Annotated in this window: 21 protein-coding genes; 19 read left to right on the forward strand and 2 right to left on the reverse strand. The window is 37.6% G+C overall.

All coding sequences use genetic code 11. The features are described from left to right. Positions 1 to 14: 14 nt before the first annotated feature. The gene (gene rmuC, locus EL259_RS04735; RefSeq protein ID WP_126599488.1) at positions 15 to 1,628 is read left to right on the forward strand and encodes a DNA recombination protein RmuC; all 1,614 of its coding nucleotides are present in this window, start codon (positions 15 to 17) and stop codon (positions 1,626 to 1,628) included. A 54-nt stretch (positions 1,629 to 1,682) separates the two neighbouring features. Here the strand turns inward: rmuC and ansA are convergent, their stop codons facing one another. Then, positions 1,683 to 2,699 (reverse strand): asparaginase, encoded by a 1,017-nt coding sequence (ansA, locus tag EL259_RS04740; protein ID WP_126599490.1) that lies wholly within the window; start codon positions 2,697 to 2,699, stop codon positions 1,683 to 1,685. Between the two features lie 333 nt (positions 2,700 to 3,032). Here ansA and rpsJ point away from each other — a divergent pair, with 333 nt between their 5' ends. From rpsJ to EL259_RS04805, 13 genes are all read left to right on the forward strand, one after another. Then, on the forward strand, positions 3,033 to 3,344 hold the full coding sequence (gene rpsJ, locus EL259_RS04745) for a 30S ribosomal protein S10 (protein ID WP_001181005.1): 312 nt from the start codon (positions 3,033 to 3,035) through the stop codon (positions 3,342 to 3,344). Between the two features lie 16 nt (positions 3,345 to 3,360). After that, a complete protein-coding gene (rplC, locus tag EL259_RS04750) occupies positions 3,361 to 3,987 on the forward strand; it encodes a 50S ribosomal protein L3 (RefSeq protein WP_126599491.1) in 627 nt (208 codons plus the stop codon). A gap of 14 nt (positions 3,988 to 4,001) precedes the next feature. After that, positions 4,002 to 4,607 (forward strand): 50S ribosomal protein L4, encoded by a 606-nt coding sequence (rplD, locus tag EL259_RS04755; protein WP_126599493.1) that lies wholly within the window; start codon positions 4,002 to 4,004, stop codon positions 4,605 to 4,607. After that, positions 4,604 to 4,909 carry a 50S ribosomal protein L23 gene (rplW, locus tag EL259_RS04760; protein WP_126599495.1) on the forward strand — a complete coding sequence of 102 codons (306 nt, stop codon included), beginning with the start codon at positions 4,604 to 4,606 and terminating at the stop codon, positions 4,907 to 4,909. The genes rplD and rplW overlap by 4 nt, the downstream gene beginning before the upstream one ends. A 19-nt stretch (positions 4,910 to 4,928) precedes the next feature. Continuing rightward, entirely contained in the window at positions 4,929 to 5,750 is an 822-nt protein-coding gene (gene rplB, locus EL259_RS04765; protein WP_126599497.1) for a 50S ribosomal protein L2, read from the forward strand. A 26-nt stretch (positions 5,751 to 5,776) separates the two neighbouring features. Further along, positions 5,777 to 6,052: a 30S ribosomal protein S19 gene (gene rpsS / locus EL259_RS04770; protein ID WP_126599499.1), complete on the forward strand. Its 276-nt coding sequence runs from the start codon at positions 5,777 to 5,779 to the stop codon at positions 6,050 to 6,052. A gap of 11 nt (positions 6,053 to 6,063) precedes the next feature. Further along, the gene (gene rplV / locus EL259_RS04775) at positions 6,064 to 6,396 is read left to right on the forward strand and encodes a 50S ribosomal protein L22 (protein ID WP_126599501.1); all 333 of its coding nucleotides are present in this window, start codon (positions 6,064 to 6,066) and stop codon (positions 6,394 to 6,396) included. Between the two features lie 17 nt (positions 6,397 to 6,413). Then, positions 6,414 to 7,121, forward strand: coding sequence for a 30S ribosomal protein S3 (rpsC, locus tag EL259_RS04780; protein WP_126599503.1), 708 nt, complete (start codon positions 6,414 to 6,416; stop codon positions 7,119 to 7,121). A gap of 13 nt (positions 7,122 to 7,134) precedes the next feature. Beyond that, positions 7,135 to 7,545: a 50S ribosomal protein L16 gene (gene rplP / locus EL259_RS04785; RefSeq protein ID WP_126599505.1), complete on the forward strand. Its 411-nt coding sequence runs from the start codon at positions 7,135 to 7,137 to the stop codon at positions 7,543 to 7,545. After that, positions 7,545 to 7,736 carry a 50S ribosomal protein L29 gene (gene rpmC, locus EL259_RS04790; protein WP_126599507.1) on the forward strand — a complete coding sequence of 64 codons (192 nt, stop codon included), beginning with the start codon at positions 7,545 to 7,547 and terminating at the stop codon, positions 7,734 to 7,736. The genes rplP and rpmC overlap by 1 nt, the downstream gene beginning before the upstream one ends. Continuing rightward, complete coding sequence (rpsQ, locus tag EL259_RS04795) at positions 7,736 to 7,993, forward strand: 30S ribosomal protein S17 (protein ID WP_126599508.1); 258 nt, start codon at positions 7,736 to 7,738, stop codon at positions 7,991 to 7,993. The genes rpmC and rpsQ overlap by 1 nt, the downstream gene beginning before the upstream one ends. A gap of 310 nt (positions 7,994 to 8,303) precedes the next feature. Next, positions 8,304 to 8,588 carry a hypothetical protein gene (locus EL259_RS04800; RefSeq protein ID WP_126599510.1) on the forward strand — a complete coding sequence of 95 codons (285 nt, stop codon included), beginning with the start codon at positions 8,304 to 8,306 and terminating at the stop codon, positions 8,586 to 8,588. After that, entirely contained in the window at positions 8,585 to 9,679 is a 1,095-nt protein-coding gene (locus EL259_RS04805; protein ID WP_126599512.1) for a hypothetical protein, read from the forward strand. Before EL259_RS04800 ends, EL259_RS04805 begins: the two co-directional genes overlap by 4 nt. Positions 9,680 to 9,854: 175 nt before the next feature. Here EL259_RS04805 and EL259_RS04810 read toward each other — a convergent pair whose 3' ends face one another. Next, on the reverse strand, positions 9,855 to 10,139 hold the full coding sequence (locus EL259_RS04810; RefSeq protein ID WP_126599514.1) for a putative quinol monooxygenase: 285 nt from the start codon (positions 10,137 to 10,139) through the stop codon (positions 9,855 to 9,857). A 264-nt stretch (positions 10,140 to 10,403) separates the two neighbouring features. Here EL259_RS04810 and rplN point away from each other — a divergent pair, with 264 nt between their 5' ends. The 5 genes from rplN to rpsH are packed head-to-tail and all read left to right on the forward strand — an operon-like array spanning position 10,404 to position 12,403. Next, entirely contained in the window at positions 10,404 to 10,775 is a 372-nt protein-coding gene (gene rplN, locus EL259_RS04815) for a 50S ribosomal protein L14 (RefSeq protein ID WP_126599516.1), read from the forward strand. Between the two features lie 12 nt (positions 10,776 to 10,787). Further along, a complete protein-coding gene (gene rplX / locus EL259_RS04820; protein ID WP_126599518.1) occupies positions 10,788 to 11,099 on the forward strand; it encodes a 50S ribosomal protein L24 in 312 nt (103 codons plus the stop codon). Positions 11,100 to 11,116: 17 nt separating this feature from the next. Next, the gene (gene rplE, locus EL259_RS04825; RefSeq protein WP_126599520.1) at positions 11,117 to 11,656 is read left to right on the forward strand and encodes a 50S ribosomal protein L5; all 540 of its coding nucleotides are present in this window, start codon (positions 11,117 to 11,119) and stop codon (positions 11,654 to 11,656) included. Between the two features lie 12 nt (positions 11,657 to 11,668). Beyond that, on the forward strand, positions 11,669 to 11,974 hold the full coding sequence (rpsN, locus tag EL259_RS04830) for a 30S ribosomal protein S14 (protein WP_126599522.1): 306 nt from the start codon (positions 11,669 to 11,671) through the stop codon (positions 11,972 to 11,974). Positions 11,975 to 12,010: 36 nt separating this feature from the next. Then, positions 12,011 to 12,403, forward strand: a complete 393-nt coding sequence (gene rpsH, locus EL259_RS04835; RefSeq protein WP_126599523.1) for a 30S ribosomal protein S8 — start codon at positions 12,011 to 12,013, stop codon at positions 12,401 to 12,403. Positions 12,404 to 12,409: the final 6 nt, after the last annotated feature.

Below are 12,409 nucleotides of genomic sequence, written 5' to 3' on the forward strand. Positions count from 1 at the left end.
AACACGGAGAAAAAATGCAAGAGTTTATTGAACACCTTCAGCTTAGCACTCAAGATTTAGTGTTAATTTTCTCGCTAGGCGGGGGCGCAATTATTTTATTTTTTTTACTATGGATTTTTACTTGGCGTAGTAAGGGAAAATTAAAAGCAGAACTTGCAGAGGCATTGCAAGAAAAAACATTAAGCGAACAACGTGCAATTAAAAGCACAACTGAAGCAGAGGGGCTACAAGTTCGCCTACAAGAACGTGATGATTATTTGCGTAAACATCAACAAAAATTGCAAGAACAACATAGTCAGCTTCAACGTTTAAATGGTCAAATGGCGTTGTTAAACGGGCAATTTAGCACTGAAAAAAGTAAAGCAGATAGTTTTTCTCAACAATTAACTGAGAAACAACAGACTATCGAAAAACATGAAATTCATGTTGATGAGCTTTTGCGTGAAAACAGCCGCTTACAAAATGAATTAACTGAACTTAAAACGACATTAGAAGAAAAAGCTGCCCATTTTGCGGAATTACAGAAAAATGTCGAAGAAAGCAAAGGGCAGTTAACGATTGAATTTCAAAATTTAGCGAATCGAATTCTAGAAGAAAAATCCCAAACATTCAGCCAACAAAATCAAGTGGCGATGACGGATTTATTAAAACCGTTCCGTGAGCAAATTGATAGTTTCCAAAAACGCGTGAATGAAATTCATTCTGAAAGTTTGAAAGGTAACGCAGGTATTGAGGCTGAAATTAAGAAGATGTTTGAATTGGGCTTAAGCATGAGCCAAGAGGCAAATAATCTTACTTCTGCCTTAAAAGGAAATAAAAAAGCACTTGGCAACTGGGGTGAAATTCAACTTGAACAAACCTTGCAAATGGCAGGGCTTGAACCAGGTGTTCATTATGTTGCACAGGAATATTTCACTAACGATGAGGGTAAAAAACAATATCCTGATTTTGTGCTACATCTACCAGATAATAAACACATGGTGATTGATAGCAAAATGTCATTAGTTGACTATGAACGTGCTGTAAGCGCTGAAAGTGATGGCTTACGTCAAGGTTTCCTTAATGAACACTGTAAAGCATTACGTAATCACATTGATGATTTAAGTAAGAAAAATTACAGTGCATTAAAAGGCATGGATAGTCCGAATTTTGTTTTAATGTTTATTGCCTTAGAACCTGCGTATATTGAGGCACTACGTAATGACCCAACAATTTTTGATTACGGATATCAAAAAAATGTCATTATGGTATCGCACACAACCTTAATGCCAATTTTGCGTACCATCGCGAATCTATGGCGTCTTGAGAAAGGTAACCAAGAGGCAGCGGAAATTAGTCGCCAAGCAGGGGATTTATATAACCAATTATGCACAGTAGTTGATCGCCTTAAACGTTTAGGTAATACCTTAAATACCGCAAGCAACCAATACAATGATACGGTTGTAGCATTCGCGGGAAAACAAGGCATTATTGGCAAAGCAGAGCGTTTCCAAAAACTCTCGAATCGTGCGAATAAATCTATGCCTGAACTAGAAATGGTCCAATCTGAAGGCGATCGCGCACATTTATTAGAAATGTTAGATGTGGAAAACGAAGAACCTGTAACGACAGAGAATGCTGTACAATAAAGCATAAATTTTAACGAAAATTGAGGCGTGTTATAAATGCGCCTCTCTATTTTCTTAAATATGTTCGATTGTTAATTCACCACGTAAATCTTCTAATAGTTTGGCTTTAATCGTATCTGCATCTAAGTTCTGACTTAGAAGGTAATGTAATTTTGTTAAAGCTGCCTCAGGAGTCATATCGTTGCCAGAAATAATTCCGATTTCTTGGAGCGTATTGCCTGTTGCATAACCTGACATATTGACACGACCACGCAAACATTGTGTACAGTTTAAAACGATAATACCTTGTTCAACGGTTGAACGTAATTCAGATAAAAGTACAGGATCTTGAGGCGCATTGCCTACGCCATAACTTAGTAAGATTACGGCTTTAACGGGACGTTGGCGTGCATTTTTAATCATTTCTGCACTAATACCTGGATAGAGGCTAATTAAACTTATAGGTTGTGAACTTATTGACGCAACTTTTAGCGGTTTTCCTACTTTTTCGGTAATTTTCCCTGCTTTTAATTGAATTTGAATACCTGCTTCTAAAAGAGGAGGGAAGTTTGGTGAACCAAAGGCATTGAAACCGTCGGCATCTACTTTACGGCTACGATTGCCTCGCAACAGCGAATGTTCAAAGAAAATACTGACTTCTGCAATTGGATAATTCGCTGCAATATACAATGCATTTAATAGATTGATTTTACCGTCTGAACGGAGTTCTGCTAAAGGAATTTGCGAACCCGTGATGATGACGGGTTTTTCAAGATCCTCTAACATAAAACTCAACGCAGAGGCGGTATAAGCCATCGTATCCGTCCCATGCAATATTATAAAGCCATCATAATCATCATAGTGATGTTTAATATCTTGAGCAATTTGCTGCCAATGTAACGGACTCATATCGGAAGAGTCAATCAAGGTGTCATATTCATGAATATGGTAATACGGCATCTCATCACGATGAAATTCTGGCATATTTTTTAAGGTTTCTTGCAAGAAACCAGCAACGGGAATATAACCTTGCGCTGATGGCTTCATCCCGATTGTGCCACCAGTATAAGCAATGTAGATACGTTTTTTCATAATATCCCTAGAAGAAAGAATGGTGCGTACACCTTAAAGCCTTATTAACATAAAAGCAAAAGCATTTTTTTATAAAAAGCAAACAGTGAGAACTTTGCCGATTAACTGAATAAAGTGCTTGCTTTTTTAGCTATTTCTGATATTATCAGCAAGCTTTTTTAAGCCGTTTAGTGTGATCATTTACTAAACGTCCAACACAGGAAGTAGTCGTGTTGAATAAAACGTTCCCGATTTGGGGACAATAGATTAGGTAAATCGGCCCCCTTGAAATTAATCCTTCAAGTTTGGTGGTTCGGTTTTTTTATTAGCTAAATTTATTGGAGCTCTGGTCTAATGCAGAACCAAAGAATTCGAATCCGCTTAAAAGCTTTTGATCATCGTTTAATCGATCAATCAACAGCGGAGATCGTTGAAACAGCTAAACGTACTGGTGCACAAGTTCGTGGACCGATTCCTTTGCCAACTCGCAAAGAACGTTTCACCGTGTTGATTTCTCCACACGTTAATAAAGACGCACGTGATCAATACGAAATCCGTACACACAAACGTTTAGTTGATATTGTTGAGCCAACAGAAAAAACTGTTGATGCGTTAATGCGTTTAGATTTGGCTGCAGGTGTAGACGTGCAGATCAGCCTAGGTTAATTAAGAGGTTATTACAATGATTGGTTTAGTCGGTCGTAAAGTAGGTATGACCCGTATCTTCAATGAAGACGGTGTTTCTGTACCTGTTACCGTAATCGAAATCGAACCCAACCGTGTTACTCAAGTGAAAACTCTTGAAAACGATGGCTATACTGCTGTTCAAGTTACTACTGGTACTAAAAAAGCTAGCCGTGTAACTAAACCTGAAGCAGGTCATTTCAAAAAAGCAACAGTTGAAGCTGGTCGCGGTTTATGGGAATTTCGTACTGAAGGTGAAGAATTCACTTTAGGTCAAGAAATTAATGTTGACATCTTCGCAGATGTTAAAAAAGTTGATGTTACTGGTACATCTAAAGGTAAAGGTTTCCAAGGTGGTGTTAAACGTTGGAACTTCCGTACTCAAGATGCAACTCACGGTAACTCTTTATCACATCGTGTGCTTGGTTCTATTGGTCAAAACCAAACTCCAGGTCGTGTGTTTAAAGGTAAAAAAATGGCAGGACACTTAGGTGCTGAACGTGTAACCGTTCAATCTCTTGAAGTTGTTCGTGTTGATGCTGAAAAACATTTATTATTAGTTAAAGGTTCTATTCCTGGTGCAACTAATAGTGATGTTATTGTTAAACCAGCAGTGAAAGCATAGTCTAGGAGTAATTAATGGAATTAGTAGTAAAAGATGCACAAAATGCATTAACTGTTTCTGAAACTACTTTTGGACGTGAGTTCAATGAAGCACTTATCCATCAAGTAGTTGTTGCATACGCAGCAGGTGCTCGTCAAGGTACACGTGCTCAAAAAACTCGTGCAGAAGTAGCAGGATCTGGTAAAAAACCATGGCGTCAAAAAGGTACAGGACGTGCACGTGCTGGTGATGCTCAATCACCAATCTGGCGTTCAGGTGGTATCACTTTCGCAGCGAAACCACAAGATCACAGCCAAAAAGTGAACAAAAAAATGTACCGCGGTGCAATCAAAAGCATCCTTTCTGAACTTGTTCGTCAAGATCGTTTAGTTGTTGTTGAAAAATTTGAAATCGACGCACCAAAAACTAAAGTTCTTGTAAACAAATTAAAAGAACTTGATCTTGATGATGTATTAATTATCACTGCAAGCCTTGATGAAAATCTATTCTTAGCAGCACGTAACTTATACAAAGTAGACGTTCGTGATGCACAAGGTATTGATCCAGTAAGTCTTATCGCTTTCAATAAAGTTGTAATGACTGTTGATGCAGTAAAACAAATTGAGGAGATGTTAGCATGATTCAACAAGAACGTTTGCTAAAAGTGTTAAACGCACCACATATCTCTGAAAAAGCAACAAATAACGCTGAAAAATCAAATACTATCGTTTTCAAAGTTGCTTTAGACGCAAATAAAGCTGAAATTGCACAAGCAGTAGCACAATTATTTGAAGTGAAAGTTGACTCTGTACGTACTGTGGTTGTTAAAGGTAAAACTAAACGCCGTGGTGCTAAAATGGGTCGTCGTAGCGACTGGAAAAAAGCTTATGTTACCCTTGCAGAAGGCCAATCTTTGGACTTCGTTGAAGGCGCAGCAGAGTAATTAGGAGGAAGTAAGCAAAATGGCTATCGTTAAATGCAAGCCGACCTCCCCTGGTCGTCGCCACGTTGTTAAAGTTGTTAACACTGAATTATATAAAGGTAAACCTTTCGCAGCCCTTTTAGATACTAAATCTAAAACTGGTGGTCGCAATAATTTAGGTCGTATCACTACTCGTCATATCGGTGGTGGTCATAAACAACACTATCGTTTAATTGACTTTAAACGTAATAAACTTGATATCCCTGCGGTTGTTGAACGTTTAGAATACGATCCAAACCGTAGCGCAAACATCGCTTTAGTGCTTTATAAAGATGGTGAACGCCGTTATATCTTAGCACCTAAAGGTTTAAGCGTTGGAGATCAAATCCAAGCTGGTATTAACGCACCTATTAAAGTAGGTAATGCATTACCAATGCGTCTTATCCCAGTTGGTACAACTGTACATAACGTAGAATTAAAACCTGGTAAAGGCGGACAAATTGCTCGTTCTGCAGGTGCTTATGTACAAATTATCGCTCGTGAAGGTAACTATGTAACTTTACGTCTTCGTTCAGGCGAAATGCGCAAAGTTTTAGCTGAATGTACTGCAACCATCGGTGAAGTAGGTAATTCAGAACATATGCTTCGTTCACTTGGTAAAGCTGGTGCAAACCGTTGGCGTGGTATTCGTCCAACCGTTCGTGGTACCGCAATGAACCCTGTTGATCACCCACACGGTGGTGGTGAAGGTCGTAACTTCGGTAAACATCCAGTTACTCCTTGGGGCGTTCAAACCAAAGGTAAGAAAACTCGCCATAACAAACGTACTGATAAATACATCGTACGTCGTCGTGGTAAATAATTTTAATCAGATAATAGAGGTAAACCATGCCACGTTCTCTCAAGAAAGGTCCTTTCATTGACCTACCCTTGTTGAAGAAGGTAGAGAAGGCGGTGGAAAGCGGGGATAAAAAACCAATCAAAACTTGGTCCCGTCGTTCAATGATCATTCCATCAATGATTGGATTGACCATCGCAGTCCATAATGGTCGTCAGCACGTTCCAGTTTATATTTCCGACGAAATGATCGGTCATAAACTTGGTGAATTTGCACCGACTCGTACATATCGCGGCCACGCTGCGGATAAAAAGGCTAAGAAGTAAGGGAGTAAAAGATGGAAACTATTGCTAAACATCGTTACGCTCGCACTTCCGCGCAAAAAGCCCGCCTTGTTGCGGACATGATCCGTGGTAAAAAAGTAGCGCAAGCGTTAGAAATTTTAACTTTCACTAACAAAAAAGCAGCAGCTTTAGTGAAAAAAGTGCTTGAATCTGCTATTGCGAATGCAGAGCACAATGATGGCGCAGATATCGATGATCTTAAAGTTGCGAAAATTTTCGTAGACGAAGGTCCTTCAATGAAACGTGTTATGCCACGTGCGAAGGGTCGTGCAGATCGTATTTTAAAACGTACAAGCCACATCACAGTGGTTGTGTCTGATCGTTAATTAAGTAGGAGATTACTATGGGACAAAAAGTCAATCCAAATGGTATTCGCCTAGGTATTGTTAAACCTTGGAACTCTACTTGGTTCGCGAATACACATGATTTTGCTGACAACTTAGAAGGCGATTTCAAAGTACGTCAATTTTTAAATAAAAAATTAGCGAATGCTTCTGTTTCAGCGATCACTATTGAACGTCCAGCAAAAAGCATCCGTGTTACTATTCACACAGCACGTCCAGGTATCGTAATCGGTAAAAAAGGCGAAGACGTAGAAAAATTACGTAATGAAGTAGCTAAAATTGCTGGTGTTCCTGCACAAATCAACATTGCTGAAGTGAAAAAACCTGAACTTGATGCAAAACTTGTTGCTGAAGGTATCGCATCTCAATTAGAACGTCGTGTAATGTTCCGTCGTGCAATGAAACGTGCTGTACAAAGTGCAATGCGTTTAGGTGCTAAAGGTATCAAAGTAGAAGTTAGCGGTCGTTTAGGCGGTGCAGAAATCGCGCGTAGCGAATGGTACCGTGAAGGTCGTGTACCACTACACACTTTACGTGCTGACATTGATTATAACACTGCAGAAGCTCATACAACTTACGGCGTTATCGGCGTTAAAGTATGGATCTTCAAAGGTGAAATTCTTGGTGGAATGGCTGCCGTTGCAAAACAATCAGAAAAACCTAGCGCACCTAAAAAAGCACATCGTGGTAACAAAGGTCGTAAGTAAGGAGAATTGTTAAATGTTGCAACCAAAACGTACAAAATTCCGTAAAGTTCAGAAAGGTCGTAACCGCGGTATCGCTCACGGTACAGAGGTTAGTTTCGGTACTTTCGGTTTAAAAGCAGTTGGTCGTGGTCGTATTACCGCACGTCAAATTGAAGCCGCTCGTCGTGCTATGACTCGTGCAGTAAAACGTCAAGGTAAAATCTGGATTCGTATTTTCCCAGACAAACCAATTACTGAAAAACCATTAGAAGTCCGTATGGGTAAAGGTAAAGGTAACGTTGAGTACTGGGTAGCTTTAATCCAGCCGGGTAAAGTTCTTTATGAAATGGACGGAGTTTCTGAAGAAGTGGCACGTAACGCATTTGCATTAGCAGCTGCTAAATTGCCAATCAAAACAACGTTCGTAACTAAAACGGTGATGTAATGAAAGCTCAAGAATTACGTACAAAAACTGTTGAAGAACTTCAAGCTGAATTATTAAACCTTTTAGGTGAACAATTCAAATTGCGTATGCAATTAGCTTCAGGTCAACTTCAACAAACTCATCAGTTAAAACAAGTGCGTCGTAGCATTGCACAAGTTAAAACTGTATTAACCGAAAAGGCGGGTGAGTAATGACAGATCAAATTCGTACTTTACAAGGTCGCGTAGTTAGCGACAAAATGGATAAATCCATTGTAGTAGCGATTGAACGCAAAGTTAAACACCCTCTTTATGGTAAATTCATCCGTCGTACTACTAAATTACACGTACACGACGCAGAAAACCAAGCTAAAATGGGTGATGTTGTAGAAATCAAGGAATGTCGTCCTGTTTCTAAAACTAAATCTTGGACTTTAGTTCGTGTAGTTGAAAAAGCAGTTATCGCTTAATTTTCAACGATGCAAAATAAGAAGCTCAGCCTCGGCTGAGCTTTTTTATTCTCAAAATTTATTTTCAATAGACTTTGAATCACATCCCCTATCATTTTCTACCCTTCATTTTTTAAACAATTTTCATAAGAAGTATACTTCTTATCTCTTTTATTGACATAAAAGAGATAACAAAGGCTGTATTAAAATCATTATTTTGTTAGGTAATAGTAAGTGAATGAATATTTATTACTACTATGAGTAGCTAAATAGGTAGTATGAGCTTTATAAGCTTGCTATAAAAAATTAAATTTTAATTAAGGACTTAGTAATGGAAAAAAATTATGCTTCTTTTTGGATAAATTGCAAAAAAATATACTCAACTAATGATGGGTTGACACTGATCAGCGGGTTGTATTATGGACGTGAAGTACTGGGCTTACAATGGGATGATAGATATCCAAGCTCACGTGGAAAGCTTGTTCCATTTTATTTAGATGATGAGATGGGGAAACTCCTTTTATCTGGTCTATTACAGAAGGCAATCATTAATCATGATCAAGAAATGTTTAAACATATTAGCCAAGCAATTGAATTTTTGGAGATAAATAAATGAAAAAATGTATCTTACCCATTATTATTTTAGGGTTATCAGCTTGTAATGATTCAGATGGGGTATCTATACCTGTTTATAAATCTGGCATGGGGCAAGAACAATATTTAAAATCAGTTGTTGGTTATTTAAAACAACAGGCTAATCGTCATACAGAAAAAGATAGAGAAAACTATATCGAATTTGTGGCTAGTTTACCATCAAGATTACCTAAAAATATCAATGAATTACCGCAAAATGAAATGGTTAATATTATTGATAATTTAATCAAAGAAACGATGGAATTAAGTGAAAAGAATATAGGATTAACACTAAATGATTGGCGTTTTATTATGGATCCTTATGTTGGTAAAAATGCAAGTAAGGCATCACTTCATTGGGTGCAAGAAATTTTTATAAATATACATAGAACGTTAATCAATGCGGTACCATCTTCTAATTTATTTGCCACTAAGTTAAGCCAAGATAATTTATATTACCTAATCAAGCATACTCATTATCCTATTATTTTAAAAAATCCTACATTTGTAGAGAAATATGAAAATAGACGTACTTTCTTTAATGAAGTTAAGCAATTATTAAATAACAATTCTTTAGCGTATATCAATATAGAAGAGTATGAAAATATTCAACATAAATTAGCTGAGTTAAATAATAATATTTATAGGGAGCAATCTTTATTAAATAATAATGATTATCAAAGATATTTAAAAAGAGCTAAATGGGATTTAACTTATGCTAAGCAAGAACTGTCCAAAAATACAACTGATAAGTATTGGCAAAATGCAGTCAAAGAACGTCAGGATGAGCTGAATAGTATTCAAGATAAAATGGATACTGCCATGAACAATAAAAATAAACTCTTGGCAGAATATAAACAACTTAATGAAAGATTGGAACAGTCGAAGTCAATGAGTAAGGCTAATATTCAACATTGGAAGACTACTTTTAAAATAATATATACTAAATATAGAGAAAAAAATATGTATCCATTATGGGAAGATTCTTGTATAGGAGAAGTAGAATTTACTATGATGTATCGTTGTTATAGCAAATTATTTGGTGAACAAGGATTATGGAATATAAAGAAATGATATAATTTTAAAACGTTATTTTAGAGTTCTAAAAGAATACCCTACCATAGGGTAGTTATTTTTAATACATGAATTACCTAACGAGTTTATTTTAAACAAGGAAAATTTTAAAAAATTTTCCTTGTTTGACCTTGGAGAATATAAATTTCCCCGAAAATCGGGGCGTAATTTTATTTTAAATCAATGCCAATTCTTTAATTTCCACGGATTCACATTTCCCATCGATTTCACTTAAGAATTTTTGGAAGTGAGCAGATTGATTGTGGGCTTCGATGGCACTTGCGTCTTGCCACACTTCGTAAAATACAAATTCATTGGCATCTTTTGTATTAAGATGTAAACGGTAAGCTTCGCAGCCACGATCAGCAAGGCTCGGTTTTACCATTTGTTCGCAGGCGGTTTTGATTTCATCTCTAAATTCTGCTTTAGCACGGATAGTTGCGATAAGTACGATAGACATAAATTGCTCCTTCTTAGTATCGATAATTGCCTGAATATAAAAGGGGCTGAGTTAAGAGGGATAGACTAGAGCACCTTTTTATTTTCATTGCATTTTTACGAACAAGTCGTAATTGCGATAACGATAACATAACTCGAGGATTTTTGTAATTTTTGCTTGTATTGTGTGCTTAACTCGTGCATAATGCTCAGCCTTATTGGTATATAAAGGCCAATAATAAATCGTCCCGAAAGGGTTCTTTTTCAATATTAGCGGAGTACTAAGATGATCCAAGAACAGACTATGCTCGACGTAGCTGATAACTCAGGCGCTCGCAGTGTAATGTGTATCAAGGTTCTAGGTGGATCGCACCGTCGTTACGCTGCTATTGGTGACATCATTAAAATTACTGTGAAAGAAGCAATTCCTCGCGGTAAAGTTAAAAAAGGTGATGTATTAAAAGCAGTAGTTGTGCGCACCAAGAAGGGTGTTCGTCGCCCAGATGGATCAGTCATTCGCTTCGATGGCAATGCCTGTGTTGTTTTAAATAATAATACTGAGCAACCAATCGGTACTCGTATTTTTGGACCAGTGACTCGTGAACTTCGTAGTGAAAAATTCATGAAGATCATTTCTTTGGCACCAGAAGTACTGTAAGGAGAAGTGAAAATGGCTAACAAAATTCGTCAAGAAGATGAAGTAATCGTTCTTGCTGGTAAAAGCAAGGGTAAACGTGGCAAGGTCACTAAAGTTTTACCAAACGGTAAAGTAATTGTTGAAGGTGTTAACATCATCACTAAAGCTGAAAAACCAATTCCTCAATTAGGAAAAGAAGGTGGTTTAGTGAAGAAAGAAGCTCCAATTGATGCGTCAAATGTTGCTATCTTTAACCCTAAAACTAACAAAGCTGACCGTGTAGGTTTTAGATTCGAAGACGGCAAAAAAGTACGTTTCTTCAAATCTAACAATGAATTAATTTAACAAACTGGAGTAACGCGATGGCGAAACTGCATGATTACTACAAAGAAAATGTAGTGAATGAGTTAAAGTCAAAATTCGGCTACAAATCTGTCATGCAAGTCCCACGAATCGAAAAGATTACCCTTAACATGGGCGTGGGTGAAGCATTGACCGATAAAAAATTGCTAGAAAACGCAGTTGCGGATTTAGCAGCAATCAGTGGTCAAAAACCTTTAATTACTAAAGCTCGCAAATCAGTTGCTGGCTTTAAAATCCGTCAAGGGTATCCAATCGGTTGTAAAGTGACACTACGTGGCGAACGTATGTGGGAGTTCTTAGAACGTTTAATTACAATCGCTGTTCCACGTGTTCGTGACTTCCGTGGATTAAATGCGAAATCTTTTGATGGTCGTGGTAACTATAGTATGGGTGTGCGTGAGCAAATCATCTTCCCAGAAATCGACTATGATAAAGTAGATCGTATTCGTGGTTTAGATATTACTATTACCACTACTGCGCAAAATGATGAAGAAGGTCGTGCATTACTTGCTGCCTTTGATTTCCCATTCCGTAAGTAAGGTTGGTGACACATGGCTAAACAATCAATGAAAGCACGCGATGTAAAACGCGTTAAATTGGCTGAAAAATTCTACACAAAACGTGAAGAATTAAAACGAATCATTTCTGATGTAAATTCTACTGACGAACAACGTTGGGAAGCTGTATTAAAATTACAAACTTTACCACGTGATTCTAGCCCAAGTCGTCAACGTAACCGTTGCCGTCAAACAGGTCGTCCACATGGTTTCTTACGTAAATTTGGTTTAAGTCGTATTAAGGTTCGTGAAGCAGCAATGCGTGGCGAAATCCCTGGACTTAAAAAAGCAAGTTGGTAATTTACCACTTTAATTTGGAATCGGAGAAAAAGCACAATGAGTATGCAAGATCCTATCGCAGATATGTTGACTCGTATTCGTAACGGTCAGGCTGCGAACAAAGTTGCGATCAGTATGCCTTCATCCAAGCTAAAAGTGGCGATTGCCAACGTATTAGCGGAAGAAGGTTTTATCGAAAGCGTAAACGTTTTAGAAGGTAAAAAACCTGAATTGGAAATCACTTTAAAATATTTCCAAGGTAAACCAGTTGTAGAAAGTATCCAACGTGTAAGTCGTCCAGGTTTACGTATTTATAAACGTAAAGATGAATTACCACGCGTTATGGGCGGTTTAGGTATCGCTGTAATTTCTACATCAAAAGGTGTAATGACTGACCGTGCTGCTCGTGAAGCAGGTTTAGGCGGTGAAGTTATTTGTTATGTAGCTTAAGGAGTA

Origin of the sequence: Actinobacillus delphinicola (genome assembly GCF_900638385.1) — a bacterium.
GTDB classification, from domain to species: Bacteria; Pseudomonadota; Gammaproteobacteria; order Enterobacterales; family Pasteurellaceae; genus Actinobacillus_C; species Actinobacillus_C delphinicola.

Excerpts from the sequence above, each read along its gene's own strand:
- rplW (WP_126599495.1), top strand. The coding sequence starts at position 4,604 with ATGATTCAACAAGAACGTTTGCTAAAAGTGTTAAACGCACCACATATC.
- EL259_RS04800 (WP_126599510.1), top strand. The coding sequence starts at position 8,304 with ATGGAAAAAAATTATGCTTCTTTTTGGATAAATTGCAAAAAAATATAC.
- rplN (WP_126599516.1), top strand. The coding sequence starts at position 10,404 with ATGATCCAAGAACAGACTATGCTCGACGTAGCTGATAACTCAGGCGCT.
- rpsC (WP_126599503.1), top strand. The coding sequence starts at position 6,414 with ATGGGACAAAAAGTCAATCCAAATGGTATTCGCCTAGGTATTGTTAAA.
- rplE (WP_126599520.1), top strand. The coding sequence starts at position 11,117 with ATGGCGAAACTGCATGATTACTACAAAGAAAATGTAGTGAATGAGTTA.
- rpsQ (WP_126599508.1), top strand. The coding sequence starts at position 7,736 with ATGACAGATCAAATTCGTACTTTACAAGGTCGCGTAGTTAGCGACAAA.
- ansA (WP_126599490.1), bottom strand. The coding sequence starts at position 2,699 with ATGAAAAAACGTATCTACATTGCTTATACTGGTGGCACAATCGGGATG.
- rpsS (WP_126599499.1), top strand. The coding sequence starts at position 5,777 with ATGCCACGTTCTCTCAAGAAAGGTCCTTTCATTGACCTACCCTTGTTG.
- rpsN (WP_126599522.1), top strand. The coding sequence starts at position 11,669 with ATGGCTAAACAATCAATGAAAGCACGCGATGTAAAACGCGTTAAATTG.
- rpsJ (WP_001181005.1), top strand. The coding sequence starts at position 3,033 with ATGCAGAACCAAAGAATTCGAATCCGCTTAAAAGCTTTTGATCATCGT.
- rpsH (WP_126599523.1), top strand. The coding sequence starts at position 12,011 with ATGAGTATGCAAGATCCTATCGCAGATATGTTGACTCGTATTCGTAAC.
- rplP (WP_126599505.1), top strand. The coding sequence starts at position 7,135 with ATGTTGCAACCAAAACGTACAAAATTCCGTAAAGTTCAGAAAGGTCGT.
- rplB (WP_126599497.1), top strand. The coding sequence starts at position 4,929 with ATGGCTATCGTTAAATGCAAGCCGACCTCCCCTGGTCGTCGCCACGTT.
- rpmC (WP_126599507.1), top strand. The coding sequence starts at position 7,545 with ATGAAAGCTCAAGAATTACGTACAAAAACTGTTGAAGAACTTCAAGCT.
- EL259_RS04810 (WP_126599514.1), bottom strand. The coding sequence starts at position 10,139 with ATGTCTATCGTACTTATCGCAACTATCCGTGCTAAAGCAGAATTTAGA.
- EL259_RS04805 (WP_126599512.1), top strand. The coding sequence starts at position 8,585 with ATGAAAAAATGTATCTTACCCATTATTATTTTAGGGTTATCAGCTTGT.
- rmuC (WP_126599488.1), top strand. The coding sequence starts at position 15 with ATGCAAGAGTTTATTGAACACCTTCAGCTTAGCACTCAAGATTTAGTG.
- rplC (WP_126599491.1), top strand. The coding sequence starts at position 3,361 with ATGATTGGTTTAGTCGGTCGTAAAGTAGGTATGACCCGTATCTTCAAT.
- rplX (WP_126599518.1), top strand. The coding sequence starts at position 10,788 with ATGGCTAACAAAATTCGTCAAGAAGATGAAGTAATCGTTCTTGCTGGT.
- rplV (WP_126599501.1), top strand. The coding sequence starts at position 6,064 with ATGGAAACTATTGCTAAACATCGTTACGCTCGCACTTCCGCGCAAAAA.
- rplD (WP_126599493.1), top strand. The coding sequence starts at position 4,002 with ATGGAATTAGTAGTAAAAGATGCACAAAATGCATTAACTGTTTCTGAA.